The organism is Varibaculum sp. GTC20041, assembly GCF_055387755.1.
In genome coordinates this window covers 1,001,826-1,025,467 of record NZ_AP041144.1, presented here as the reverse complement: position 1 = coordinate 1,025,467, position 23,642 = coordinate 1,001,826, and the positions used below count along the sequence as shown (strand labels likewise).

Sequence of the window (23,642 nt, the reverse complement as noted above, 5' to 3'; positions counted from 1 at the left end):
TAACGATAGCAGGCTGGCGGAAACATTTTGGTTTCCGCCAGCCTGCTATGGGTATTTTGATTATTTGGGATCGTTTAGCGCCCCTTAGGCGTAACGCTATGCCCGCTCATCCAGTTTTTGTTTATGGGCGCTCATAATCCGCCGTTCGTCACGTCCTACGATCGCAAAGATTAAGACTGTCAATACCGAAAAGACGATAAATACGATAAAGGTCAGGTTCCAACCGAAGTTATGAACTAGCAGCCCGACTCCAGTGGAAGCCAAGGTAGCTCCCAGCAGATATCCGAATAGACCGGTGAATCCGGCGGCAGTACCCGCTACGTTACGCGGAGATAGGTCAATAGCCTGCAAACCAATCAGCATCACCGGACCGTAAATAAGCCCCCCGATTAGTGCTACTAGCAGGATCAATACCCACATGGGGGTTCCTACCGGAGCCAACCAGTACCCCAGGATGGCTAGGGCTGTGCAGATAGTAAAGAAGATTCCTGCCCCCGAGCGATATCCTTTAAATACTTTGTCGGACATCCAGCCACATAGTAGCGTACCCACGATCCCCGCGATTTCATAGGCGAAGATACCCGCCAGGCCGGAACCAATCTCGGCATGATGCTTTTCGTTCATGTAGACGGTAATCCAGTTCAGTACCCCGTAACGCAGGGCGTAGACGAATACGTTAGCCACTGCCAGCATGACGATCGTGCGGTTTGTGAGGACGTGTTTGAAAATCAAATCCTTGGCGGACATCTTTTCTCCCTCGTCTACTTCCACTTTGGCCGGGTCGTTGCGGTATTCCTCGATCGGGGGAAGCCCAAGAGATTCGGGAGTATCCCGGATCAACAGGAAGCCAATAAACGCTACTATTAGGGCGATTACCGCCGGCAACCAAAAGGCCGAGCGCCAGTCATCAGCCGTCCAGGCCAGGCCAATACCTACCAGAGTAGGTAGCAGGGCGCCTCCGACGTTGTGGGCAGTGTTCCAAATAGAGGTGATGGTACCGCGTTCATTAGTGGAGAACCAGTGTACTAATACCCTGCCGCAAGGAGGCCAGCCCATACCTTGGAACCATCCATTCAAAAACATGACGGTCGCAAAGATTCCGACTGAGGCGGTTACCCAAGGCACGAACGCTACCACTAGGTTGGTACATGCCGATAGCGCGAGGCCGATTACCAGGAAATAGCGGGCGTTGGAACGGTCAGAGATCATCGCGGAGAAGAACTTTGAGAGCCCGTAGGCAAACAGAACCGCGTTCGCGATAATCCCCACTCCGACTTTGTCGATGCCAGTGTCATCCATCAGTAAGGGGGCGATGGAGGAGATGTTGTTTCTAATCAGATAAAAACCGGCATAGCCGATGAAGATACCAAGGAAAACCTGCAGTCGCAGGCGAGGGAACATATGTTTGACTTTATTTTCCGGTAGTCGTGGCGCCGGCGCCGGCGCCTTGAGCCAGGAAAAGCCTTTTGGGGATGCCATATTCACTCCGCTGTGTTCGTGGCGGCCGTGACCGCCTTATGGAAACTTACAGAGTTTAGTTTGCCTGCTTACTGGTAACAACCAGCCCGGTTAGCGGTGACACCCAGTAACGATGCTGTTACCCAAAAATCAATTTTCTCGACCGAGATACTCTAAAATATATCCGCCACCGCGCAGGGTATGAATCATTTCATCACTGCCGGCAGAGCGCAGTTTGGCACGTAGGCGATAAATAGTAGTTTTTACCATATCGCGGCCGCCCGAAGTAGAGGTGGTTTCCCAAACTTGGTTAAGTAGTTCCCGAATAGTTACTACTCCCCCGTTGGCCTCAGCTAATACTCGCAGTAACTTAAATTCGGTTTCCGACAGCTTTAGATCTTTAGCTAGATAGTAGGCGCGTCCGCGCGCAGTATCCAGCGAAAGCGGCCCTAGTTCGCGCCGCGGTTCCATCTGCCGCATTTTATGGGTACGCCGTAAAATTGCTTCTACCCGCAAGGATAGTTCCCGGGGAGAAAAGGGTTTCGGTAAATAGTCATCGGCACCCGCCTGCAACCCTTCGATGCGCTGCTGAGGGTCCCCCAGAGCAGTAAGCATTAGAATCGGCAGCTTTTGCGCTGATCTAATGCGTTTTGCCAGTTCTACCCCCGACCCATCCGGCAGCATTAAATCCAGTATCACCAGCGCTAAATCGGAAGATTTAACCAATTTCCAGGCCGAGGCCGCACCGGAGGCCTCCAAAACTTCGCAACCGGTTTCCTCCAGGGTATAGCGAACAATTTCGCGCATTTGCGCTTCGTCATCTACTACCAGCACCAGTGGTTTCACTTTGTTCCTCCCTTGGGCAAACTCACTACAAATGTAGTTCCTCTTCCCTCTAAAGTGTCAACCAATACCTCTCCCCCATGGCCGCGAACGATTTGGGAGACTACCCCCAGTCCTAGTCCCGCCCCCGAGTTCGCAGTCGCAGCCTGGCTGGTTTGTCCCCCGTAGTAGGTGAACAAATCACGCCGCTGACTCTTAGAGATTCCACTGCCATTATCGGTGACTTCTAAAATAACTTGTGCTCCGTCCTGGAAGGAGCGCACCACGATTTTTACTCCCTCCCGGCAGTGCCGAGCCGCGTTATTGATCAGGTTCCAAATCACCTGTGAAAGTAACTGCCGATCCCCGTATACATAGAGCGGGGCGCCGGGATCGGTTAACAAAATATCTACCGCTAAAATTTCGCGAACCTGCGAGGCTGCCTGCCGTACTAGCTCGCGCAAATCCACGTCTTCTTTGTCTAGTCGCAATCCCGAGCCGCGAATCTTCGCACCAGTTAGAAAGGTTTCCGCGAGGCGGATCGCGTGGGCAGAATTAGTGGTAACCGTGTGTAACAGGCGGCGTTGCCGCTCATCCAGGGAAGTATCTTCTAAAAGTTCCGCCGCCCCGGAAATCAGCGCCAAAGGGGTACGGATTTCATGGGACAAAATATCGGTGTTGGTGGCGTCACTGGGGAGCTTTGCTCTGCGCCGTGGCAGATGCCATATCCATTTGTGTAGGGCGTAACCGCCTAAGATTCCGCCAGCCAGCCCAATTAAGAAAACTAGGATTTCCACCGTTATCCGGCATTTCGCCGTGCCCGGGCGGCAGCTAGCTCGTCGGGAACTTTCAGTTCTTGGTTAGCAGACTCTACCGGAAGTTCCGCTAGGGTGCCTTCAATCTCCCTCCAGACGCGCCCTACTGCGATTCCAAATACTCCTTGTCCCCCTTGCACCAGGTCGATTACCTCGTCGGTGGAGGTACATTCGTAAACGGAGGCTCCATCGGACATGAGGGTAATAGAGGAAAGCGAGTCCACTCCTCTTTTAGAGAGGGCGTCAACTGCTACTCGAATCTGTTGCAGGGATACTCCAGTATCGAGCAGACGTTTTACAATTTTCAGCACCAAAATATCGCGGAAAGAATACAGGCGATGGGAACCTGAACCTTTAGCGGAGCGAATGGTGGGCTCCACCAATCCGGTTCGCGCCCAATAATCCAGTTGCCGGTAGGTTATCCCGGCAGCTTTACAAGCAATAGGGCCGCGGTAGCCGGTCTCGGTATCTAGATCCGCTAAGGTATCTCCAAATAACATGCCTTGCGAACGTTGTGGGCGCGGCTGCCTATTCATGGGCTGACTCCCTGACGATGGTTTTAAGTACTGTCTTAACGGTATTTTCTTTGCCCTGGTCGGTCAAGAACCTTTTACGGAAAGTCTCAAGCTTTACTTGAGGTTTAATTCAGCTTTTCCGCAGAAACCCGCACCATCTGCAAAAACATTTGGGCAGCTGCTTCAGACAGTTCTTGCGTCTCCGATAGATGTCGCGCCTTCGCCACGCTATTCGCGCGGTAGCCCGCAGGAGTAGCCGCCCGTTCTACCAGGTCTAGTAAACGCAGGGCAGCAGTTTTTAAGAACCGTAACTGACGCGGAGGAATCCCCTGTTCCACCAGCAGGCTAGCCAGCTTAACGATTTGGTGACTGCGAGGAGGAAACCGCCCCGCCAGATCCGGGGAAACCAGCCCTGCCTGCACAAAAGAATTTAATTCCGCAGTGGAAACCCCACTTAAGTCCAAAAGCTCACGGGTCGTAAGGGTTCCATCGCTCGCCGCAGAGGTAACCAATTGCCCTTCGGAGGCAATCAGCCGCGCCGCCTGTTGCGGAGGAGGTACCTCACTGAGAGTTTGCCCCGCGTCTAGCTGCGCTAGCTGTTCGCGAATAACCCGCAGGGGTAGAAAAGAATCACGTTGCCGAGACAGGCAAAAACGAACCCTCTCAATGTCTGCCGCAGAATACTTGCGGTATCCCGAGGCAGTACGCGCCGGTGAAACTATCCCCTGATCTTCCAGGAAACGCAGCTTGGAAACCGAAATAGTCGGGAATTCACCTTTTACCCGTTCGACTACTTTGCCGATCGAGAAAACCGGTTTAGTGGATACTCCCGCCGGCCAGGACGCAGCTGTGGTCTCAAGTTGCGCGGTCTTCCTTGCTGATGCCGCCACCAAGTCTAAGAATCCCTCCGGGAGGCATAGTAAACCATCCGGTATTTTCCAATCTGCACACTATCGCCGGTTTTCAACTGGATAGAATCTACCCGCTCGCGGTTTACATAGGTGCCGTTAAGGGAACCGGCATCGCGAACCACATAACCGTCCGCTTCGCGCACAAAGATGGCGTGTTTGCGAGAAACGGTAACGTCATCAAGGAAAATGTCGCATTTGGGTTTGCGCCCTACTGTGACTTTTTCCGCGTTTAGTAAGAAGCGGGCTCCCACGTTCGGGCCGCGCACGACTACCAGCAAAGCTGACCCCTCCGGAAGCTGCGCAATGGTGTTGCGAGCATCTTCAGAAAGCGCACTGCCGGCAACCAGATCATCGTCCCTAATCGCGCCGATAACCGCGGTAGTTATGGGATCTGCCAAGTCGTTGTCGCTCATGGAGTCCTCCTCTTGCTAGTTCCTTGCCCACCTATCCTGGCGGGCTTTTCAATGTTAGCGCAAAACTTTTCCCGACTCACCGGTTTGTCACATATTGGTAACAAAATTTTCCGTGCCGAAATTATAGGTCACGCCAGGGCTGGTATAGTTTGCGCCATGAACGAACCCGTATCGCATCTGGTCTTAACCTTGTCCTGTCCTGACCGTCCGGGAATTGTCCATGACGTAACGAAAGTGATTGTCAAGGTAGAGGGCAACATTGTCGATTCTCAACAGTTCGACGATCCCGAAACTAAAAGTTTCTTTATGCGGGTAGAGATCCACACTCGGTGCAGCGTTCAGGAAGTTAAAGAAGCTTTTAGCCCCTTGGCGCAGCAGTATTCGATGCGTTGGAGCGTCAATGAGGTCGGCAAGAAGGTCCGCACCATCATTATGGTTTCCAAAGAAGGACATTGCCTCTCTGACCTGCTATATCGCCGCCGTAATTTGAATCTACCGCTCGAAGTGGTGGCAGTAATCGGCAACCACCCGGATTTGGCGCCGCTAGCCCAGTTCTACGATGCGCCCTTCCTGTGTATCCCGGTGACAAAAGACACTAAAGCCAAGGCAGAGGCAGAGCTGCTCGCCCTCATCGATGCGGAGAATGTGGAACTGGTGGTGCTGGCGCGCTATATGCAGATCCTTTCCGACAAGGTTTGCGAGCGCCTGCACGGCCAAGTGATCAATATCCACCACTCTTTCTTGCCTTCTTTCAAGGGGGCGCGTCCCTATCATCAGGCGCATCAGCGGGGAGTGAAACTAATCGGGGCAACTGCCCATTTCGTAACGCCCGATCTGGACGAAGGCCCGATTATTGCCCAAGAGGTGATTCCGGTTTCCCACCGGGACTCTACTGCCTCCATGGTGCAAAAGGGGCAGGATGTTGAGCGTAGGGTGCTGGCTCAGGCCGTCACCTGGTATTCCCAGCGGCGAATCCTGCTAAACGGTAACCGCACCGTGGTTTTTGAATAGGACGCGTTTAGAGGCGATCTGCCCGGAACGTTTTTGCAAGCGCGCCCTCTCTAAAGCGGCTTACTTTTGACACCGAGGACACCAGTAGCTGCGCCTGCCCGCCACTACCTGGTCGCGGACAGTTGCTCCGCAACGCCGACAGGGCTCCCCCGAACGCTGGTAAACCCAAAAACGCCCTTGGGAGGGTTCATCAGTAGTACAGATCAAGCCTTCTTTAAGGCCGCGGCGCATTTGGGAACGCAGGTCTTCCCACAGGGAGCGTAGACGTTTTACCGAGACTTTAGCCGCCTGCCGGTTAGGGTTAATCCCGCAACGGAACAGGCATTCGGCGCGGTAAATATTGCCGGGGCCCGCAATAAAGGATTGATCCATTACCACTTCCCCGATTCGGCGACTGGTTTTGCGAGCGCGGGCAATAAAATCCTCAGCCGTGCAAGAATCCACCAGCGGATCCGGGCCGAGGCGAGCAAGAATCTTCTTTACCCCCGCTTTATCGAGCAGTTCGCATTGGTTAGGGCCAGACAGATCCGCTATTGCCCGCGAAAACTCTAGCCGCAGCCGCACATTTTCTCCGGGAGGAGCCGGCTGGAACTGTCCCGAAAATTGTTTATAGGTATCGCCGGGGTGTTCGCCCGGCATCCGGGGAGCACCGATATGCCCGGGCAAAGCTATGCCCTCCCCGGCCTGAAACTTCCAGGAACCGTATAGCCCCAAATGAACATGCAAAGTTGCTGGCTGCGGAATATCAAAATCTAGGAACAGATGCTTGCCCCACGCCCAGGGGCGAGTAATTCTTGCGTTATCAAGGGCGGCCGCGCCCTCAGCAAAACGTCCCTGCGGGGAAGATGCCCGCGCAATCCCAAGTTTTGCTAACTCGGTAAAAGCGATGGCTAAACGGTGAATAGAATGTCCCTCTGGCATAGGACAATTCTTGCCTAGGGCGCTACGTTTGCCAAACCGCCGGGAATATCTAGGCTTGAAGTATGAGCGAAAATTCCGGCGGGCAGACCCCGCGTATTCAAGATGACCTTTACCGCCATATCAATGGCGCCTGGTTAGCTAGCTATGAAATCCCAGCTGACCGGGCAGTTGATGGGGCTTTCCGCGACTTGGTAGAGGAGGCACTACTCCACTGTCGTACCCTTTGCGAAAATGCGGCGGCCGGGAAACTGGAACGCCCGCTGGAAAGTGAAACCAGCAGTGAGCGTTGGGATTTTGATGCCACCCGGATTGGACAGCTCTTTCAGGCTTATCTGGATCAAGAAGCGCTCACCGCGCAGGGAACCGCCCCGATTGCGCCTCTGCTAGAAAAAGTGGATGCCTGCGCAAGCCGGGAGGAGTTAGCCCAGGTACTGGGAGAACTAGAGCGCGAAGGCATTGATTCCCCAGTAGCTTTCCTGGTCAGCATCGATGCTGAAAATCCGCAGCGTTATATCGGACAGTTCTATCAGGCGGGGCTGGGCCTGCCCGATGAATCCTATTACCACCAGGATGAACACCGTGAGATTCGGGAAAAATACCGAGAATTTTTGGCGCAAATGGCCTTAGAAAGCGGGATTGCTGCCGCGGGAACGGAAGCCGACTTCGCCCAGCAGGTTTTCGATTTTGAAACTGCACTGGCAGGTCACCATTGGGATGCGGTGCGTAGCCGCGACGCGCAAGCTACCAATAACCCCACTACTTTCGAGGAGTTTACCCGTAAAAATACCGGGTTTGCCTACGCTGCTTGGGCAGCGGGTTTGGGAGTGAAACTTGCGGCCGGTGTGGATCCGATTAACGTGTATATGCCTTCCTATCAGGAAGGGTTTGCCCAGCTGTGGGCGAACACCGATTTAGCGATCTTAAAACGCTATCTGCAGATGAAAGTAGTTTTAGCCTTCGCGCCGTATCTAGCTCCGCAGCTGCAAGAACTGCGTTTTTCCTTCTATGGCACTACCCTTTCGGGGACTCCCGAGCGCCCCGAGCTGTGGAAACGCGCAGTCGGCACCGTGGAATCGGTTTTAGATGAGGCGCTGGGGCGCGCCTATGTGGCCTACCATTTCCCGCCGGAGCGCCGCGACGAGATGGAGAAACTCGTGGGGGCGCTTTTGGAGGCCTATCGGGAGGGAATCGAAAAACTTGATTGGATGGGGGAAGAAACCCGCACGCGCGCCCTCGAAAAACTGTCCAAATTTACTTACAAAATCGGGTATCCGCGCCGCTGGCGCGACGATAACGCTCTGCGCTTTAACGAAGGCGACACCCTGGTAGATATGATTCGCGCTTCCAGTGCTTTTGAAACTGACTTCCAGCTGGCGCGGATTTTAAAACCGGTAGATAAAGAAGAATGGCATATGAGCCCGCAAACGGTGAACGCCTACTATTCTCCCCTCACCAACGAAATCGTCTTTCCCGCCGCGATCCTGCAGCCCCCATTTTTTGATCCTGAGGCTTCGCACGCCGCTAACTTTGGCGGTATCGGTGCGGTGATCGGCCACGAAATCGGGCATGGTTTCGATGATCAAGGCTCCCACTATGACGGTGACGGCAAGCTTACCGAATGGTGGACCGAGGACGATCGGGAAGAGTTTACTAAACGCACCGCAGCCTTAATCGCGCAATACGATAGCTACCGCCCCAGCGAACTTCCGGGCGAGGACGTACACGTCAACGGCGCCCTCACTATTGGAGAAAACATCGGGGATCTGGGCGGATTAGCGATTGCTTTTAAAGCTTGGAAGAGAGCGCATCCGGAAGAAAGCGACTTGGCACCAGAGTTCTTTTATTCTTGGGCGCGAGTTTGGCGCACCGCGATTCGCCCCGAAGCGGCCCGCCAACGCCTGGTGATTGACCCCCACTCCCCTGCCGAGTTCCGCTGTAACGGGGTAGTACGTAACTTGGATGCTTTCCACGATACTTTCCAGACCACGCCCTCGGATCAGCTGTGGATGGAGCCGGAGGAACGGGTAAGAATCTGGGAATAGGAACACTTCAAAAGTAAGCATTAGGATAGGTCTAAAAACAGGAGAGGACATGCCGGGTACTAATCTGACCAAGATTGAGGCAGAAGAACGCAAGAACGTTATCGGGAAAGTTGATTACACCGTCCAGGTGGAGCTATCGGAAAGCGGTGACACTTTTTCTTCCCGCACGGTGATTGATTTTGAAGCTGAAGCGGGCGCGAGCACTTTCGTGGATTTAATCGCCCCCGAAGTGCTGTCGATTCAGCTAAACGGACAAGATTTGGGTACGGATTGTTACCGCGATAACCGGATTGAGCTTAGCGATCTGCAGGCAGAAAACCGTCTGGAAGTAGCGGCTAACTGCGCGTATATGCATACCGGCGAGGGTGCGCATCGCTTTACTGATCCGGCCGATGGCCTCACCTATGTTTACACCCAGTTTGAGGTACCGGATGCCCGCCGGGTGTTTGCCTGTTTTGAGCAACCGGATTTGAAAGCTACCTACCAGTTCTCGGTGACCGTTCCGGAAAGTTGGACGGTGCTGTCGAATATGGATACCCCGCGTCCGCAATCTTTAAAGGTGGAGCGTGCCGGGGATACTAAGCAACATGTTTTCCAATTTGAACGCACGCCTTTGCTTTCCAGCTATATCACTGCCCTGGTTGCCGGCCCCTACCACAGTGTTAAATCTGTGCTTACCAGTATTGATGGGCGCTCCATTCCCTTGGGGGTTTACTGCCGGCAATCGCTAGCCAAATATCTGGACGCGGATTTTGTTTTCGAGCAAACCATTGCGGGATTCCGTTTTTACGAATCTCACTACGGTCGCCCCTATCCTTTCACCAAGTATGACCAGATTTTTGTTCCCGAATATAACGCGGGGGCAATGGAAAACGCGGGCTGTATTACCTTCCGGGATGAATATATTTTCCGTACTAAACCTTCCGGGGCACAGCTAGAGCAGCTCACCAACACAATTTTGCACGAGCTGGCTCATATGTGGTTCGGGGATCTGGTCACTATGAAATGGTGGGATGACCTGTGGCTGAATGAATCTTTTGCCGAGTTTATGTCGTATTGGTGCATGGCAGAAGGGACTCGTTTCAGTGACGCTTGGACCGGGTTCACGATGCGTAAAGTGTGGGGGGTTAACTGCGACCAGCTGCCTACTACCCATCCGATTGTGGCGCCGATAACCGACCTGGCAGATGTGGAAGTTAACTTCGATGGCATTACCTATTCCAAGGGCGCCTGCGTGCTGCGGCAATTGGTGGCTTATGTGGGTGAAGGTAATTTCTTGCAAGCTCTACGTAGCTATTTTGCTAGCCACGAATATTCCAATGCGACTTTGGCTGATTTCCTGGGAGAGCTGGAAAACGCCAGTGGACGCAACTTGAAGCAGTGGAGTCAGGTTTGGCTGCTTGAAGCTGGGATTACCCAGTTGGAGTCGCAGATTGAAAGGGACGCGAGCGGGAAGGTTACCAGCTTCAACATTGTTCAGTCTTTGCCGCAGGAAGGCACTAGTTTGCGTCCGCATGCCACTAGCGTTGGTGCCTATGATTTTGATTCTCGCGGGAAACTGGTGTTGGTGCGTCGCGTCGATGTGGACATTAAAGGCGAGGTCACCGCGGTTCCAGGGTTAGTGGGAACCAGGCATGACGTCTATGTACTTAACTATGAAGATTTAGCGTATGCGAAGATCCGTTTTGATACTGATTCCTGGGAAGTGTTGCGCACTCGCGTTGGCGATTTCGCGGATTCTCTGCCGCGGGCAGTGATTATGTGTGCCGCCTGGGATATGGTGCGTGACGGGGATCTGAGCGCTTCGAAATACCTAGAGATGGCTTTAGGGGCGCTCAAGCACGAAACTAATTCTTCGGTGTTGAACGGGATTCTACGGCACATCCAGGGCGCCCTGGTTTACTATGCTGCCGATCCCGCTAGCGCGCATCGCCTGCTGGCTCCGGCGCTGTTGGCTCTGGCAGAGGAAGCAGAAGCGGCCTCGGATCGCCAACGGCAATTGGTGCGGGCATTTTTGCAGGTTGCGGGAGCTAAGGAAGCCCCGGAAATCGAGCGTTGGTTTGCGGAAGGCAAAGTGCTTGAGGGCGTGAGCGTAGATACGGATTTGCGTTGGGATATGCTCTTTGCCCTCGCCGCTAATGGGCAGGCCAACGAAGATATGATCCGCAAAATGGAGGAAAGCGACGATACGATTACCGGTCGGGAGAACGCTTTCTTGGCGCGCGCCGCCCTGCCGGGTCGAGATAACAAGACGCAGTGGGCGCAGCGGGTCCTGGAAGACACTAGCCTCACCAATGGGCAGATTGATGCTTTGACCGTGGGGATTGCGCGGTCTCTCTGGCTGCAGCCAGCCGATGCCGCCGATATGATCGAGCCTTATTTTGCAGCGCTGAACGATATTTGGTCCTCCCGCACTATGCATATGGCAGAATCCCTAGTCGGCGGGCTTTATCCCTTAGCGGTGCAAAGCCGGGAAGGTTTTGACCTGGTGGAGCGGACAGAACGTTGGTTGGCAGAGAACCCGGATGCCGATAAGGCGCTGCGCCGCCTGGTGCTAGAGGAACTTGATGGGGCGCGGCGTTCGCGCCATGCCCGCACTGGTAAATAAGCTTTTCGCTTAGCGCGGCTGGCTACTTAGAGCACTTGGCTAAATCTAGTCAGCCGCCACTAGCGAAAGTCCCGGGATTTGGTGGATACCGGCAGGTTTAGCGGCTCGATTTTATCGGCTAGTAGCGCTAGGGCTCCGTCTTTGGCTTGCAATACTCCCCTGACGATGAGGGCGTTTTGGCTGAGGGCGAGGCGGCGGTAATGCTGCCAGCAACCAACTTGGCAGATCACGTTGACTATCCCGGTTTCGTCCTCTAAAGATAGGAACACTACCCCTTTGGCAGTGTGGGGGCGTTGGCGGTGCGTAACTATCCCTGCGCACCGGATGCGTTTGCCGGCTAGTTGCGGGCGCAGCCTAGCGGCTGGGAGGATCCCCCGCCGGGTAAGCTCTGCTCGCACCAGTTTCGTGGGGTATCCCCACAGGCTAACACCCAGGGCAGAACTGTCCCATTTTACCTGTTCCCCGGTGCTTAAGGGCGCGAGGTTAGGTGTCGTCTCGCTGAGGGCGAGCCCGGGTAGTTCCGGCTGGTAAAAGCGTTTTTGCGGGGCAGCTAGCAGGGGCGCGCGCCAGAGTCCTTCGCGGCGGGTCACCCCCAGGGAAGAAAGCGCACCCGCGCCAGCCAGCAGTTCTAGGGCGGCAGTGGGCAAAGGTACGCGGGAAGTAAAGTCCTCCAGGGTTTTAAAGCGGCTCCCGCAGCTGTCATTGCGAGCAGCAAGAATTTTTTCTATCCAAACCGGGCGCATCCCCCGAATCTCCGCTAGCCCCAGCTTTAGCGAGGCTAAATCGGTTCCGGGGATGGAATCCTTCTGAGAAGTGTTCACGTCTGGGCGCAGAATTTTAAGGCCGTGGCGGCGCGCATCGGAGATTAATGATTGCGGGGAATAAAAACCCATCGGCTGGTTAGCGAGGATTGCGGCATAGAATACCGCGGGATAATAGGCTTTTAGCCAGGCGGAAGCATATACCAGGTAGGCGAAGGAAAAAGCGTGAGATTCCGGGAAACCAAATTCGGCGAAACCAGACATTTGTGCCCAGATTTTTTCTTGTACCGGTGGCGGAATCTGGTTCTTTTCCATGCCTTTGAAGAACTCGGCTCGTAGGTCAGCTAGGTGTTCCCCTGGGTTTTTACGTCCCATCGCCCGGCGTAGGTTATCGGATTGGGAACCGTTAAATCCGGCCACGTCTTTGGCTATCCGCATTAGTTGTTCTTGGAAAAGTGGCACCCCTAAGGTGCGTTCCAAGGCAGGTTTTAGCAGCGGATGCAGGTAGGTGACCTTTTCGCGCCCTAAGCGGCGCGCCAGATAAGGGTTTACGGCTTGCCCTTGGATAGGGCCGGGACGAATCAGAGCCACTTCGACTACCAGGTCATAGAAACATTTTGGTTTTAGCCGCGGCAAGGTAGACATTTGAGCACGGGACTCTACTTGAAAAACTCCAACCGTGTCGGCTGCCTGTAATAGCTGGTACACGCGCGGGTCTTCTGGGGGTAGGTTATGCAGGCGCCAGGGCCCGCCGGAGGGCGATTTTTCGTCTCGCGCCTCTAAAGTTTCAAAAGCGGTACGTAGCGCCCCCATCATTCCCAGGGACAGTAAATCGATTTTCACCAGCCCGGCTTCGGCGCAGCTATCTTTATCCCATTGCACCACGGTTCGCCCTGGCATATTCGCCCAGTTAATCGCGGCTACTTCGGTGAGCGGCTTATCGGAAAGCACCATGCCCCCGCAATGAATCCCCAGGTGGCGCGGAAGTTTTTGTAGCTTCCCCGCTATTTTTCGTACATTTTCCGGTAAGGCTGACTTCTCTAGTCGTGCCCATTTGGCGGCGGTTCTCGCGTCATATCCGAGGGCGCGAGAGGCATCTTTTAGCGCAGCTCGCGGACGGTAACTAATCACATTAGCCACTTGAGCAGCATTTTCTCGTCCATATTTGCTATAGACGTGTTGGAGTACTTTTTCGCGTTGATTAGATTCAATATCCAGGTCAATATCGGGTAAATCTTTACGGTCTGGGGTTAGGAAGCGATCGAATAGCATTTGGTGGCGCACCGCATCTACCGCAGTGATTCCCAGACAGTAACAGACTGCGGAGTTGGCGGCGGAGCCGCGTCCTTGCACGTAGATACCGGAGGAAAAACAATAACCTACTATCTCTTTTACGATCAGAAAATACCCGGAGAATCCTTTTTGGAATATCACTTTCAATTCTTGGCGAATTGTGTCGGCGGCTTTTTCCGGCACTGGATCCCCGTAGCGGTCGCGCGCCCCCTGCCAGGAAAGCTGCTCCAGGTAGGAGTCGGCGCTATAACCGGGCGGAACCCGGGCTAAAGGCAGATGCGGGGCGGGGGTAGAAAAATCAAATATCAGGTCTTTGCCTATCTGGGCAGCGTTATCGACTGCGCTAGGAAATTGCTGATGAATCCGAAGCATCTCAGCTTCGCTACGCAACATGGCATGGCAAGCGGGCAAGTCGTCTTGGATTTTATCGAGGGGACGCGCCAGTCGGGTAGCGGTCATAACATCTGCTAGGCGCTGACTGGCAGGGTCAGCACAGCGGGCAGCGCTGGTGGCTACCAGGGGCAACTTGGTTTTGCGCGCCAAGTGATCTAGCTGTGCCGCTAGGCGTTCTTCCCCATCGAAACCGGCTAAGGCGGCCTCTACCGCTATGTTTTCTGCCCCAAACAGCTCTTTTAGTTGTTCGAGGAAGCGGACGGCGGCCGCGATTCCAAAGCGGTAAAGTACGCTCCGCAGCGGCCCGGCGCGGGTGCCGGTTAATACTAGCCACTGCCCTTTTGCCCACTGGGCTAGTTCGGCTAGGTTTTGCCGGTCTGCTTCGCGTCTGCCGGCAGCTAGGTGATGGCTACTGATTGCCCCGGTTAAAGCGGAATATCCCTGGCTAGAGCGGCAAATAATTGGCAGATGGGTTTCGTCCTCTAAAGTAAATTCGCACCCCGGCAGGAAGGGCAGTTCGGCTTGGCGGGCGGCGGCGCGCGCCTCCATCAAACCGTAAACTCCGTCATAATCTAGCAGCGCTAGACCAGATAGCTCCAGCTTTTTCGCCCCGCGCACCATTTCGCGCGGCGAACACGCCCCCACTGCAAAGGAATAGGCAGAATGGGCGTGCAACTCGATATAGCCGCTCATTTTTGCCCCTCCCAGGCGTCTAACCACCAGGAGGATTTGCGGTACACCAGCAGTAAGGTTTCTTGCTCGCCGTAAACCCGAAGAAAGATTCGCGGTCCTAGCCGACTGGGAGCATCCGGCCGCCACCACTGTCCGTTTATGGGCCAGGGCCCTTCGGTTTTCTGCACCGCTATTTTCCGTCCGGCTACCTTAACCCATTTGACCGGGGCATTTAACTGTCCGTCTTTCCCAGGCAGGATTTTCCGTCCTTGACGGTCAATAATCCCAGCCGGTTTAGGGTGCATGAAAACTATTTCCGGTGCTACTCCGGTAAGCGCCCCGACTCTAGGGCGCGGCCACTTTTGACTCCCCCGCTCTTGCCAAGGTTTCAGTTCAATCACTGAACGCGGATCATATCCGCTGGTTAAATGAGGTACCCGCACCCCGTTTTTACCTAATAAAGAGCTGGCATTGCGGGCTGCCTGATCTAGTTCTTGAGGAGGATCCGTGTTTCGTCCCCAAAGCGGGGTCATTGCCTGGCGGGCATCCACCACCCGTAAGGGATGGAGTTCAATCTGGGAGACAGCTCCTAGAGCTTCGCTGCCGCTACCTCCGACCGTAACCGTCTCTAACTGGTGTTTTATTCGTTCTACTAGGTCTTTGCTGCTAACGGCTACCCCCAGGTTCCAGCTGCGGCTAAGTACTTTTCCATTTTCGCAGCGGCAAATAAACTGCACCTGGCTGCACACCTGCCCGTTTGCGCGTAGACGGGCAAACATTTCCACTACTAATGCTCGGGCTGGCAGTAACAGCTGGGTAAGGGAACTGGCGTGCGGGGTGAAGAATTGGTAGAGACCGGGTGAGGCGGGCGCGGTTTTCACCCTGGCCGCGTCCTCTAGATTTTCCCCGCTAGCTAAGTCGTAACTAAGCGCCCCCAGGGTGCCGAAACGCCGGATCAGCGCCGGACGTCCCAAGGCGATAAGTTGCCCCAAGGTGGTGATTCCCAGATGGGTTAGGCTGTCCATCATTTTTGTTAGGTACTGGTCAGAGAAATCGTATCCGCTTATTTTTATCCTCGGACGTAAGAAAAAGCCCAGGCTACTTAGGGACTGCACGCCAAGAAACGGCATTACCCCAGGGTCGGCAATCAGCAGCTGCTCGCGGGCAGCTAGGCACGCCGCTAAAGTGCCGCTAGCGATTCCGATCTGCACCGCGTATCCTATCTGCGCTAAGTCTTCGGTTAGTTCTGCGGCCAGGGCAGATTCTACGCGGCGCTGACTACGGCTGAGGGTGGCGGTTATCAGCCCTGGGAACCAACACTTGGGGGCATAGAGTTGCTTTCCCGCGGCCTCTAAAACCGGTTGGAATGCCAGTTCTGCCTCTGCTGGTGAATAGGGTTTTTCTTTCAGGGCGGGGCAGAGGACGCGCGCTTGCTTTAGCCGCATCTGCTCTCTGATTCCGGCGGCTCTCGCCGGGGCAGTAACCGCCTGCACCCGCCCGCCGCTGTACAGTGCCACTGCTTCATCTAGAGGGAGCTTCGCGACTTGGGCTGGCCAGGCGGGTATATAGAGGGCTAGTAATCTATCGTTCACCTCGCCCTCCTGGCTTTTGTAGGGCTAGTTAGGAGGAGCACATGGCGCAGGCACGCAGATAATAACGCCGGTGGCGGAGTGAAAGAGCTCAGAGATTTCATCACGCACTCACCTTTATGACTGAAGCTGCCCCAGGGGAACTTTCCGAGTGCCGGGCGTTGGTTTCCAGGGAGATAGCGCCTGCCCAGGCAGGTGCGGACAAGATTACGCAGCCGGAGCGGCGTGCTTTTGCGGTTAGAATCCGTTGTTGCTGCGGACCGTAATCTACCATTCCGATAGCCAGGACTGCCGCGCAGGGTACGAAAAGTTGGGCGCATGCCAGGGCGCTGCCGCCGGTATAGGGAATGCTGATTACCCGCCCTAAGTCCAAGCCGATTTGCCAGGCGCGCTGCCAGCCTAAGTCGGGAAAGTCTAGGAATACTGCCCAGCCGCTCTCCCCCATTTTTTCGGCGGCCAGCTCTAGCAGCTGCGCTCCGCCCGCTACTTTTTGATAAGCGCTGGCCAGCGGCTTTGGGCTGCGAGACTGCATCCCCAATACCTGGCGCGCCTTTTCCAGGCGCTGCAACCGAGCCAACTTATCGAACATACGTTCGATTATAGGGAGCCTCCCCCGATTTGTCACCCCTTTTTCCGGGAGTGCTTTTGGGGTTAATACTCGGGTGCTTTGAGCTTCGATTACCCTCTTGTTATCTGGGACTTTTGAGTAAGATTTAGCACGCTTTCCATGACTTCATCCCAAGTAAGGTTTTCTACAAAAAAAGAATCTCTCACATAGTTACCCCAGAGTTTACGCATCGTCTCGTCTTGCGCCACGATATTCAAAACAGATTTCATCTCACTAATCATCTGAGAGGTATGTCTTTTGCGGCTAGTAACCAGAAACGCTTCTCTCAACAGATCGAGACGATATTTTTCTTGGGTTGCAATCACGTGCACATCGTAGAAGTCACGCATTCTGGTATTGAGAGCTCCTCGCGCCATAATAGTTTCCAGCTTTTCCGCGAGCAGCGTCTCGACACTGTATGTCCATAACTTGATATGACGATCTTCGAACATGAGCTTGTAGGCATATTCGACAGCCTGGGGCGTGATTGCGTCTCCGGTAGAGATATCGATTTTAATTTTCTGTCTTAAACGATCAAGAGTCGCCTGCAACACGAAGCGAACGCCAGGATAATCATGCCCCTCCATTACGTCTTCCACTTTGGTGATAGCAAAGATAACACCATCGTCAACCTCTACTCCGATAACGTCTTCCATGATTTTTACAGCTTCTTCTTGGCTTAGAGTGGCCGAGCGAAGCGTCGTGTCAATATCCATGGTTGCCCGCGTATGCAATCCAACTAGCGAAGCCACGAGCATGCCTCCCTTGAGAATAAAGTTATCTCGATAAGCGGAAAGGGAGATGCGCTCCAAAAAGCGTTCCATAATAAAAGTGCGCAAAAGCGTCTGACTTTTTGTGCTGTCACCATAAGCAAGGTTCCGAATTTTTGCTTTCAGCTGCACTGACGTCCGGATCACAGCATTACCTCCGTATAGATTCTTATCTGAGATTCAATACCAAGATTTTTTGCATATTCACCCAGGTGATTGAGGTTTTTCTTATTGCTTACCATGTACTGCTTCATCGCATATTGAAAGACCTGCACATCCATGCTTGCCTTATTCTTAATAATGTCGCAGAGCGTTCTGTCCATATCGTAGGCACAGACAGAGTTGCCAAAGTCGGTGCGTACAGAACAGGCGCCAACTCCATAGGTTTCCACTTTTTCTTGCGTTACTTGAATACCCCGTTTTCGCAAGTGTGTGGCGTTATACCCAGCTGGAACTGTCACGCAAATTCGAGCGGGTTCGCGCTCCATTAAGCCATGCAAGAAAAGAGCGGTTTCGTGTGAGAAAATCACTTTCTTGTTCAGGAGCTGCAGCTGGTATAGGCTGTCTTCCCAAGCGTCATTAGCTAGATAGATACCATGCCCCACGCGTCTTAGGCTTTGCTCTTTTACATAGGTTGCAAGCGTGGGCTTGGAAATACCAGATTCCAGAACCTGGGCTGTTGTCAGATATCCATTACCAGCATCCACAAGTTTATCTAGTACGACACTTTTACCCACACCCTCACCTTACCTTCTCGCTCTCAGTATAAAATCTAGGAGCGTAAAAGTAAAGAGTCGTGAATTTTTTTAAAATTTTTCAACGGAAGTTGCGAGACTTCTACCAGCGCGACGATAACAGGCAAGATCCCAGGGCAGAAGTAACCACGGACATTTTCTGGGGATACTTTCAGCATAGAAAACCCGCCCTAGAGGGCGTGCGGGAGCCTCGAAATCTGCCCGCTTGGCACGGTTTTTATACCGCTTAGTTCAGATTACTTGTACTGCCAGCAACGAGGCTCTTAACTGTAAGTAGCAGATACGCAAACGTCCTGCTTTTGCGGATTATCGCCGGTAAGTGCGAGAGGAAAGGAGTCGGAACGGAATGAAATTCACGCTCACGATTGATCCCACCGTAACCGAAACTATCGTGATGGTAACGGCGCGGGAGGTCGACGCTGAGGTGCAAGCGATTCAAAGGCTTGCTTCCGGTAGCCTAGATAGCTCCTCCTCCCCCGCAGTTGAACGCCCGCTTCGCCACCTCATCGGGACAGGTGACAATGAAGCCACGGTGTTGGAAGTGCGCTCGATACTCGCGTTCTTTACTAAAAAGAAAGCGGTGTTTGCCCACACCAGTAAAGGTGACTGGCGGATTAAAGCCCGAATGTACGAACTCGAAGAATCTCTACCCGCAGGCGATTTTGTACGTATTTCACAATCAGAGATTGTCAATATTGCCGCGATCAAGAAACTTGACCTTTCTTTCGCGGGAACGATTAGTGTGCAGCTAAAAGATGGCTCTCGTTATTACGTCTCCCGCCGGCAACTTCCGGCTTTCAAATCCAAACTGGGAATCTAACCCCCGCAGAAAACCTCTAACTCACGCAAAGGATAAAACCCATGGAAACTAAAAAAATAGTTGGTCTCACCCTGGTAGGGGCTGGCATTGGGATCACTATCGGCACCAGCATTGAACTTATTTTTTCTTTTATTTACTCCTCTAGCTATTACCCGGGGGTTCCAGAATTCTTAAACAGTTTTGGAAACGAAAACGTGGCAGCACTAATTGAGCGGCTTATTTACGCAGTCTACGGCATCATTGGTAGCTTCGCGGGACTGCTGTACCGTAACGAAACCCGCCCGCTTATCCTCAATACCGCCCTGCATTTCGGGATCATACTTATCTGTGGCATCGCAGCTGGCAGTTACCTTAAATGGTGGGGCTCTAGCTTCGATATGCTCGGGGTAATCATCACCATAGCGCTTATCTACTTGCTGATTTGGTTATTCAATTGGCTAGTGGGTCGCGCCGAAATCAAAAAGATGAACCAAAAACTGCAATAAAGCCTCCCTCTGGATTCCCGTTTACTCAAATGAGTAAACGGGAAAATCCAAAGCAGAGAATATGGTTTCTGAGCGCTGCTAGACCGGGCGGCTAGGCATGGACACCGGCCGTGAGTTTCTCGGTCTACACGGGATAGGAGCTGTGATCTATTTGCTGGAAACGTTCAGCTACTTTTTCGAGGTCGCGATAATCGCCCTCACGAAAACTATCTAAGCACCAGCTGCGCACCGGTTGAACGGAACATAGTAAAGGTGTCGCAATATTCTATGTCAAACGCTTCACACACGTCAGGAATTTTTATTCTATTTCTGGAGTTAGGTGCTGGGCGCTCATGAGTTACTACCGTATACCCGTGGACTGCAGCGAAGGCGATTAATAACGGATCTGCACAGTCCGCAAACTCCTGTATCGCTGAATATTTATACTTCTTACCTTCTGCCCAAGTTGTAATTTGGTTGACGAAACCATAGATAGCTTGAGCACCATCGATAGCAGTAAAAATACCCTTATGTGACTTTAGCTTTACCCAATATGCAAGTTCGTCGCCCCTGTCAGTTAACTCATCATAAACCGGTTTAATACTGCAGATTTTTCCGGTCGCGTAGCTATGCTCTAGCCATTCCCAAAATCCCGGAGCGATATCGAATCCGTAATACCGGTTTTTGGCTTCGATAAAAACATTACTGTCCAGTACATACATTTAACCCACCGCCAGCTTTTCAGCCAGGTTACGGAAAGTTTGAGGCTTTTTTGTGCCGAGCATCCGGAAGGCATCTCGATAAAGAGTGTTCCCCTCCAAAGTAGAGACAATCACAGCGCGGGTAAATGTGGGAGAGTTGCGCAGAGGCAGAGTTTTATAGAAATCTCCACCCCCAGTTTGCTTCCTCTTGCTACCCCTTTCGGCTATCGCGCTCAACTCCCGGCCATATAGTTCCTGATACTGACTCCAGCTAAGAAAGTTGGCATCAAAAAGGCTGTGCAGCACCACCAGGACGCTGCAGCCGGCTTCGCGCGCAAGTGTAGTAACAGTTTCTTCGGTAACCTTGGTTCCGTGCACGCCCTCAAGAACATCCTTAGGCAGTAGGATCTCTCCCGCGAGTTGATTGCACCAGCGTTCCTCAGATTTTGCGTTATTGGAATCGTTGAGAGATAAATTCGCGTCAGACAATGCGCTATGACCTAGCCAGATATGCCCTAGTTCATGTAATAGGGTAAAGATTCTCGCAGAATGACAGTCGGCTCCATTAACAAAAATAAGAGGCGCAATCTCATCGCTTAAAGAAAAACCCCGGAACTCTTCGACACTCAGTTTTCTGTGAGTATTGTTTCCTACCACCCCACTGGTAAGCACCAGGATTCCGAGTTCTTCAATCTTGTCGACCAGGTAGCGATACAAACTGGACGTATTGCCAATTCGTTTTCGAGATTCGAACCCAAAGTCAAGGAGATCACTGATTTCAGCTGCTACTTCACTCACGTTATTATTCACGCCTACGGAACCCACAAAAGACAGCTTTTCTGCCCCATTACTTAGGGCATAGTCGCGATACCAATCTTGGGTGCGTTGCGCATTGTAAATAGTGTCGAGCAGATCCCCGGACGGATGGCGAATCGCAGAATCTTTCAGCGTACGCATATCGGCTATAGGCAGGTCTTCATCGGGAGGAGTATCAAGAAAAAGAAAAGCAAAAGGCGTATTAGTTTTGGCAGCGAATTTTTTTGCATCCGTGAAAGAAGGAGCGCTAACGCCAGATATCCATTCAGGTAACTTCGGAAAATTTTTCTCTAGGTCAGTGACAGTTTTCCTGCTACGCGCCAAAGCCCACTCGTAAAGAGGAGGCGCTATACGAACTTTCGCAGACATTACGCTTCTCCCCTCGGACCTTAGAAAATGAACAAAACACACCAGACGGTTTCTATTTTACTGGCTACAGCGCCTAGGCGGCAGCTTTCCCCTCTTTTTAGTGATGCATATAAGTAGTTCCGGCTCTAAAAGAGGTCTGAGTGAGATCCGGTCAGTTTTTTGCGAAACTGCGAGGAATATTTGATGACATGGCACGCACAGATAGCACTCTATCCGAGGGCGTGGAAGCGGTCGAAGAAAGCCTTCGGCTTTTCGATTACCCGACTCTTCCGTTCAATTCGACCAGTAGTAACACGAGTACCGGCCGGGAAATTTTCTTGATACCATAGTTATGAAATTTTCACCATATTTAGGAGGAATAATGAAGAATTGGTTGCGAGCCACGGCTGCTCTCGCAGGCGCGGCAGCCCTGACACTGGGGGGCGCTGTTTCCGCTGTAGCAGCAAACAGTGTAGACGACGGTAGCAACGTCAAGACCTTCGATGTTACTTGGAGTGACAAGGTCAAACGCTATGACCCTAAGCTGGAAGGCTCCAAAATTGACATGCTTCTATACTGTGAAGTCTACCAATTCAAAGATGGTAAGAAAACAGGTTCCCGGCTTGGTTACGAGTGGCCAAGGCTCACCCTAACCGTTGGCAAGGATGAACAGATTCCCCTCAAATTGAACCTCAATAACCCCAAGTACGAGGGCGTTGACAAGATCGGCGTTCAGGACTGCTACGAATATCGCTCCGGGCAGTACGGACACAGCCAGTTCTCTTTTTCAACTGGCTATAGCAACGGCGTTAAAAAGCTCGCCATGAACCAGCAGGCCAACACAGATTTCAAGTTTGAGTTGGTTAAAGGCGAGTGGGATGGGGAAACCTATCTAGGCGAGATTCCCGAGGGCAAGGCGCCCACTATCACTATTGGAGTGTCGCAGCATAAAGCCGGAGACCCAGTTACAGATGGCGAAAAAGTTTACAAGCCCCTTATAACCAAGGGCGGCGACCCGGCGGCAAACAAGTACGTTTTCGCCGATAAGGCTGCTCATAGGCCTTCTGCCGAAGTTACTGCTAGCAGTGAAGTTACTCCTATTACCCGCGCCTCAATTGGTAATAGCCTGGATCTCATCTCTGGCTACACGGGTCGTTACCGGTGGTACCAGTTGACTGCTTCGATTGACGATCCTGAACAAGCTAAGCTCTTCCGCATTGAGAGCGTTGAAGGTAATGACCTTGATGGCTGGACCGTGAAAGTAAGCTCGGTTATCCGCACGATGACTCCCGAGGCTCCCACTCTAGTAGAGGCAGATAAGTGCGGGGTTGAGGGTACAGTACAGCTTCCCGAGTCCAAGTACTTTGATTACGAAACTGTTACCAAGGGAACCAAAGTTTCGGTAGCAGCCCTATTGAAGCAGGATTTCAAAGGCAAGATCGAAGTTAAGGGCGACACCAAGTGGGAGTTAAATGTTGCCGCCAAGCCGTGCACATTAGATCCAGCTGAACAGTTGGCAACTCCGGTGGCTCCTAAGCTGATCAATCCTTCCGCTGATGATCCGGCTTCTTGCACCACCAAACCTTACGTGACGATTCAGAAGACCGAGGGCGTTTCCTACACCGTTACTGCCAACGGCGTTGAGCTGAAGGCTAACCAGGATGGCCGGTACATCTACCCGTACAACTCGAAGGTAGAAGTTAAAGCCTCCGCAATGGACGGTTACTTCTTTGCTGAAGACGCGGTAACTGAGTGGACCTGGGACAGCCACGATACTGCAATGGCTCCAGCCTGTAAGCCGGCTCAGCCTAATAATAAGCAAGCTTCCCATCCTATGAAGAAGCTCCCTAAAACTGGTGTTGAGGTCGCTACCCTACTCAGCATCTCTGCTCTACTGCTCCTTGCAGGTGGTGCGCTAACCGCACGCAGGTTCAAGTAACCAATTAGCAACCTGCATTTCGCCTCCCGGCATTAGCCGGGAGGCGAAATGTTTTGATACGACTTTACGTTCCTCATCCGAAGCTTAACTAGCACCGCAGCAACTGCGTTATAAGCTCAGATACCGCTTGCGGGCTGGACGTTACCGACTAACTTCCAGCGAGTCTGGCGCGTACTCTAGTTACCTCCGCACAGCGGA

20 protein-coding genes are annotated in these 23,642 nt (G+C 53.0%); 6 read left to right on the top strand and 14 right to left on the bottom strand.

The features are described 5' to 3' along the window. Window positions 1–96: 96 nt before the first annotated feature. The 6 genes from ACZ5BI_RS04395 to ACZ5BI_RS04370 all read right to left on the bottom strand — a co-directional run bounded on the left by ACZ5BI_RS04395 (window position 97) and on the right by ACZ5BI_RS04370 (window position 4,934). The gene (locus tag ACZ5BI_RS04395) at window positions 97–1,479 is read right to left on the bottom strand and encodes an MFS transporter (protein ID WP_464896741.1); all 1,383 of its coding nucleotides are present in this window, start codon (window positions 1,477–1,479) and stop codon (window positions 97–99) included. A 129-nt stretch (window positions 1,480–1,608) separates the two neighbouring features. Further along, window positions 1,609–2,304: a response regulator transcription factor gene (locus tag ACZ5BI_RS04390; RefSeq protein ID WP_238127835.1), complete on the bottom strand. Its 696-nt coding sequence runs from the start codon at window positions 2,302–2,304 to the stop codon at window positions 1,609–1,611. After that, window positions 2,301–3,077 carry a sensor histidine kinase gene (locus tag ACZ5BI_RS04385; protein WP_316086872.1) on the bottom strand — a complete coding sequence of 259 codons (777 nt, stop codon included), beginning with the start codon at window positions 3,075–3,077 and terminating at the stop codon, window positions 2,301–2,303. The genes ACZ5BI_RS04390 and ACZ5BI_RS04385 overlap by 4 nt, the downstream gene beginning before the upstream one ends. Window positions 3,078–3,079: 2 nt before the next feature. Beyond that, entirely contained in the window at window positions 3,080–3,631 is a 552-nt protein-coding gene (locus ACZ5BI_RS04380) for a MerR family transcriptional regulator (protein ID WP_024058862.1), read from the bottom strand. 104 nt (window positions 3,632–3,735) lie between these two features. Continuing rightward, window positions 3,736–4,500 (bottom strand): transcriptional regulator FtsR, encoded by a 765-nt coding sequence (gene ftsR / locus ACZ5BI_RS04375; protein ID WP_412585558.1) that lies wholly within the window; start codon window positions 4,498–4,500, stop codon window positions 3,736–3,738. Between the two features lie 5 nt (window positions 4,501–4,505). Next, window positions 4,506–4,934, bottom strand: a complete 429-nt coding sequence (locus ACZ5BI_RS04370) for an FHA domain-containing protein (protein ID WP_278613333.1) — start codon at window positions 4,932–4,934, stop codon at window positions 4,506–4,508. 156 nt (window positions 4,935–5,090) lie between these two features. Between ACZ5BI_RS04370 and purU the strand changes: the two genes are divergently transcribed. Next, window positions 5,091–5,945 carry a formyltetrahydrofolate deformylase gene (gene purU, locus ACZ5BI_RS04365; RefSeq protein ID WP_415932644.1) on the top strand — a complete coding sequence of 285 codons (855 nt, stop codon included), beginning with the start codon at window positions 5,091–5,093 and terminating at the stop codon, window positions 5,943–5,945. Window positions 5,946–6,005: 60 nt separating this feature from the next. On the opposite strand, the gene ACZ5BI_RS04360 is transcribed toward purU, so the two are convergent. Then, entirely contained in the window at window positions 6,006–6,866 is an 861-nt protein-coding gene (locus ACZ5BI_RS04360; protein ID WP_316099049.1) for an Fpg/Nei family DNA glycosylase, read from the bottom strand. A gap of 62 nt (window positions 6,867–6,928) precedes the next feature. On the opposite strand from ACZ5BI_RS04360, the gene ACZ5BI_RS04355 reads away from it, so the two are divergent. Beyond that, window positions 6,929–8,908 (top strand): M13 family metallopeptidase, encoded by a 1,980-nt coding sequence (locus ACZ5BI_RS04355; protein ID WP_464896740.1) that lies wholly within the window; start codon window positions 6,929–6,931, stop codon window positions 8,906–8,908. Window positions 8,909–8,957: 49 nt separating this feature from the next. Next, window positions 8,958–11,516, top strand: a complete 2,559-nt coding sequence (pepN, locus tag ACZ5BI_RS04350; RefSeq protein ID WP_464896739.1) for an aminopeptidase N — start codon at window positions 8,958–8,960, stop codon at window positions 11,514–11,516. A gap of 59 nt (window positions 11,517–11,575) precedes the next feature. Here the strand turns inward: pepN and ACZ5BI_RS04345 are convergent, their stop codons facing one another. The 5 genes from ACZ5BI_RS04345 to ACZ5BI_RS04325 form a co-directional block, all read right to left on the bottom strand. Then, on the bottom strand, window positions 11,576–14,656 hold the full coding sequence (locus ACZ5BI_RS04345; RefSeq protein ID WP_464896738.1) for an error-prone DNA polymerase: 3,081 nt from the start codon (window positions 14,654–14,656) through the stop codon (window positions 11,576–11,578). Beyond that, window positions 14,653–16,227, bottom strand: coding sequence for a Y-family DNA polymerase (locus ACZ5BI_RS04340; protein ID WP_464896737.1), 1,575 nt, complete (start codon window positions 16,225–16,227; stop codon window positions 14,653–14,655). The genes ACZ5BI_RS04345 and ACZ5BI_RS04340 overlap by 4 nt, the downstream gene beginning before the upstream one ends. A gap of 100 nt (window positions 16,228–16,327) precedes the next feature. Next, complete coding sequence (locus ACZ5BI_RS04335) at window positions 16,328–16,813, bottom strand: hypothetical protein (protein WP_316099152.1); 486 nt, start codon at window positions 16,811–16,813, stop codon at window positions 16,328–16,330. Window positions 16,814–16,902: 89 nt separating this feature from the next. Next, window positions 16,903–17,748: a nucleotidyl transferase AbiEii/AbiGii toxin family protein gene (locus tag ACZ5BI_RS04330; protein ID WP_316099151.1), complete on the bottom strand. Its 846-nt coding sequence runs from the start codon at window positions 17,746–17,748 to the stop codon at window positions 16,903–16,905. Continuing rightward, window positions 17,745–18,338 carry a type IV toxin-antitoxin system AbiEi family antitoxin domain-containing protein gene (locus ACZ5BI_RS04325; RefSeq protein ID WP_316099149.1) on the bottom strand — a complete coding sequence of 198 codons (594 nt, stop codon included), beginning with the start codon at window positions 18,336–18,338 and terminating at the stop codon, window positions 17,745–17,747. Before ACZ5BI_RS04325 ends, ACZ5BI_RS04330 begins: the two co-directional genes overlap by 4 nt. A gap of 364 nt (window positions 18,339–18,702) precedes the next feature. Here ACZ5BI_RS04325 and ACZ5BI_RS04320 point away from each other — a divergent pair, with 364 nt between their 5' ends. Beyond that, window positions 18,703–19,176 (top strand): LytTR family DNA-binding domain-containing protein, encoded by a 474-nt coding sequence (locus tag ACZ5BI_RS04320; protein ID WP_316086702.1) that lies wholly within the window; start codon window positions 18,703–18,705, stop codon window positions 19,174–19,176. Between the two features lie 41 nt (window positions 19,177–19,217). Next, entirely contained in the window at window positions 19,218–19,661 is a 444-nt protein-coding gene (locus ACZ5BI_RS04315; RefSeq protein ID WP_464896736.1) for a DUF3021 domain-containing protein, read from the top strand. Window positions 19,662–19,867: 206 nt separating this feature from the next. Here ACZ5BI_RS04315 and ACZ5BI_RS04310 read toward each other — a convergent pair whose 3' ends face one another. Then, window positions 19,868–20,362 (bottom strand): DUF4411 family protein, encoded by a 495-nt coding sequence (locus tag ACZ5BI_RS04310; protein ID WP_316086706.1) that lies wholly within the window; start codon window positions 20,360–20,362, stop codon window positions 19,868–19,870. Then, entirely contained in the window at window positions 20,363–21,526 is a 1,164-nt protein-coding gene (locus ACZ5BI_RS04305; RefSeq protein ID WP_464896735.1) for an ImmA/IrrE family metallo-endopeptidase, read from the bottom strand. Window positions 21,527–21,887: 361 nt separating this feature from the next. Between ACZ5BI_RS04305 and ACZ5BI_RS04300 the strand changes: the two genes are divergently transcribed. Next, complete coding sequence (locus ACZ5BI_RS04300; RefSeq protein ID WP_464896734.1) at window positions 21,888–23,444, top strand: LPXTG cell wall anchor domain-containing protein; 1,557 nt, start codon at window positions 21,888–21,890, stop codon at window positions 23,442–23,444. Window positions 23,445–23,642 lie beyond the last annotated feature (198 nt).

What these genes read in the sequence shown, in the direction of transcription:
- ACZ5BI_RS04395 (WP_464896741.1), bottom strand. Translation starts at nt 1,479, where the DNA reads ATGGCATCCCCAAAAGGCTTTTCCTGGCTCAAGGCGCCGGCGCCGGCG.
- ACZ5BI_RS04380 (WP_024058862.1), bottom strand. Translation starts at nt 3,631, where the DNA reads ATGAATAGGCAGCCGCGCCCACAACGTTCGCAAGGCATGTTATTTGGA.
- ACZ5BI_RS04370 (WP_278613333.1), bottom strand. Translation starts at nt 4,934, where the DNA reads ATGAGCGACAACGACTTGGCAGATCCCATAACTACCGCGGTTATCGGC.
- purU (WP_415932644.1), top strand. Translation starts at nt 5,091, where the DNA reads ATGAACGAACCCGTATCGCATCTGGTCTTAACCTTGTCCTGTCCTGAC.
- ACZ5BI_RS04360 (WP_316099049.1), bottom strand. Translation starts at nt 6,866, where the DNA reads ATGCCAGAGGGACATTCTATTCACCGTTTAGCCATCGCTTTTACCGAG.
- ACZ5BI_RS04355 (WP_464896740.1), top strand. Translation starts at nt 6,929, where the DNA reads ATGAGCGAAAATTCCGGCGGGCAGACCCCGCGTATTCAAGATGACCTT.
- pepN (WP_464896739.1), top strand. Translation starts at nt 8,958, where the DNA reads ATGCCGGGTACTAATCTGACCAAGATTGAGGCAGAAGAACGCAAGAAC.
- ACZ5BI_RS04345 (WP_464896738.1), bottom strand. Translation starts at nt 14,656, where the DNA reads ATGAGCGGCTATATCGAGTTGCACGCCCATTCTGCCTATTCCTTTGCA.
- ACZ5BI_RS04335 (WP_316099152.1), bottom strand. Translation starts at nt 16,813, where the DNA reads ATGTTCGATAAGTTGGCTCGGTTGCAGCGCCTGGAAAAGGCGCGCCAG.
- ACZ5BI_RS04320 (WP_316086702.1), top strand. Translation starts at nt 18,703, where the DNA reads ATGAAATTCACGCTCACGATTGATCCCACCGTAACCGAAACTATCGTG.
- ACZ5BI_RS04315 (WP_464896736.1), top strand. Translation starts at nt 19,218, where the DNA reads ATGGAAACTAAAAAAATAGTTGGTCTCACCCTGGTAGGGGCTGGCATT.
- ACZ5BI_RS04310 (WP_316086706.1), bottom strand. Translation starts at nt 20,362, where the DNA reads ATGTATGTACTGGACAGTAATGTTTTTATCGAAGCCAAAAACCGGTAT.
- ACZ5BI_RS04305 (WP_464896735.1), bottom strand. Translation starts at nt 21,526, where the DNA reads ATGTCTGCGAAAGTTCGTATAGCGCCTCCTCTTTACGAGTGGGCTTTG.
- ACZ5BI_RS04300 (WP_464896734.1), top strand. Translation starts at nt 21,888, where the DNA reads ATGAAGAATTGGTTGCGAGCCACGGCTGCTCTCGCAGGCGCGGCAGCC.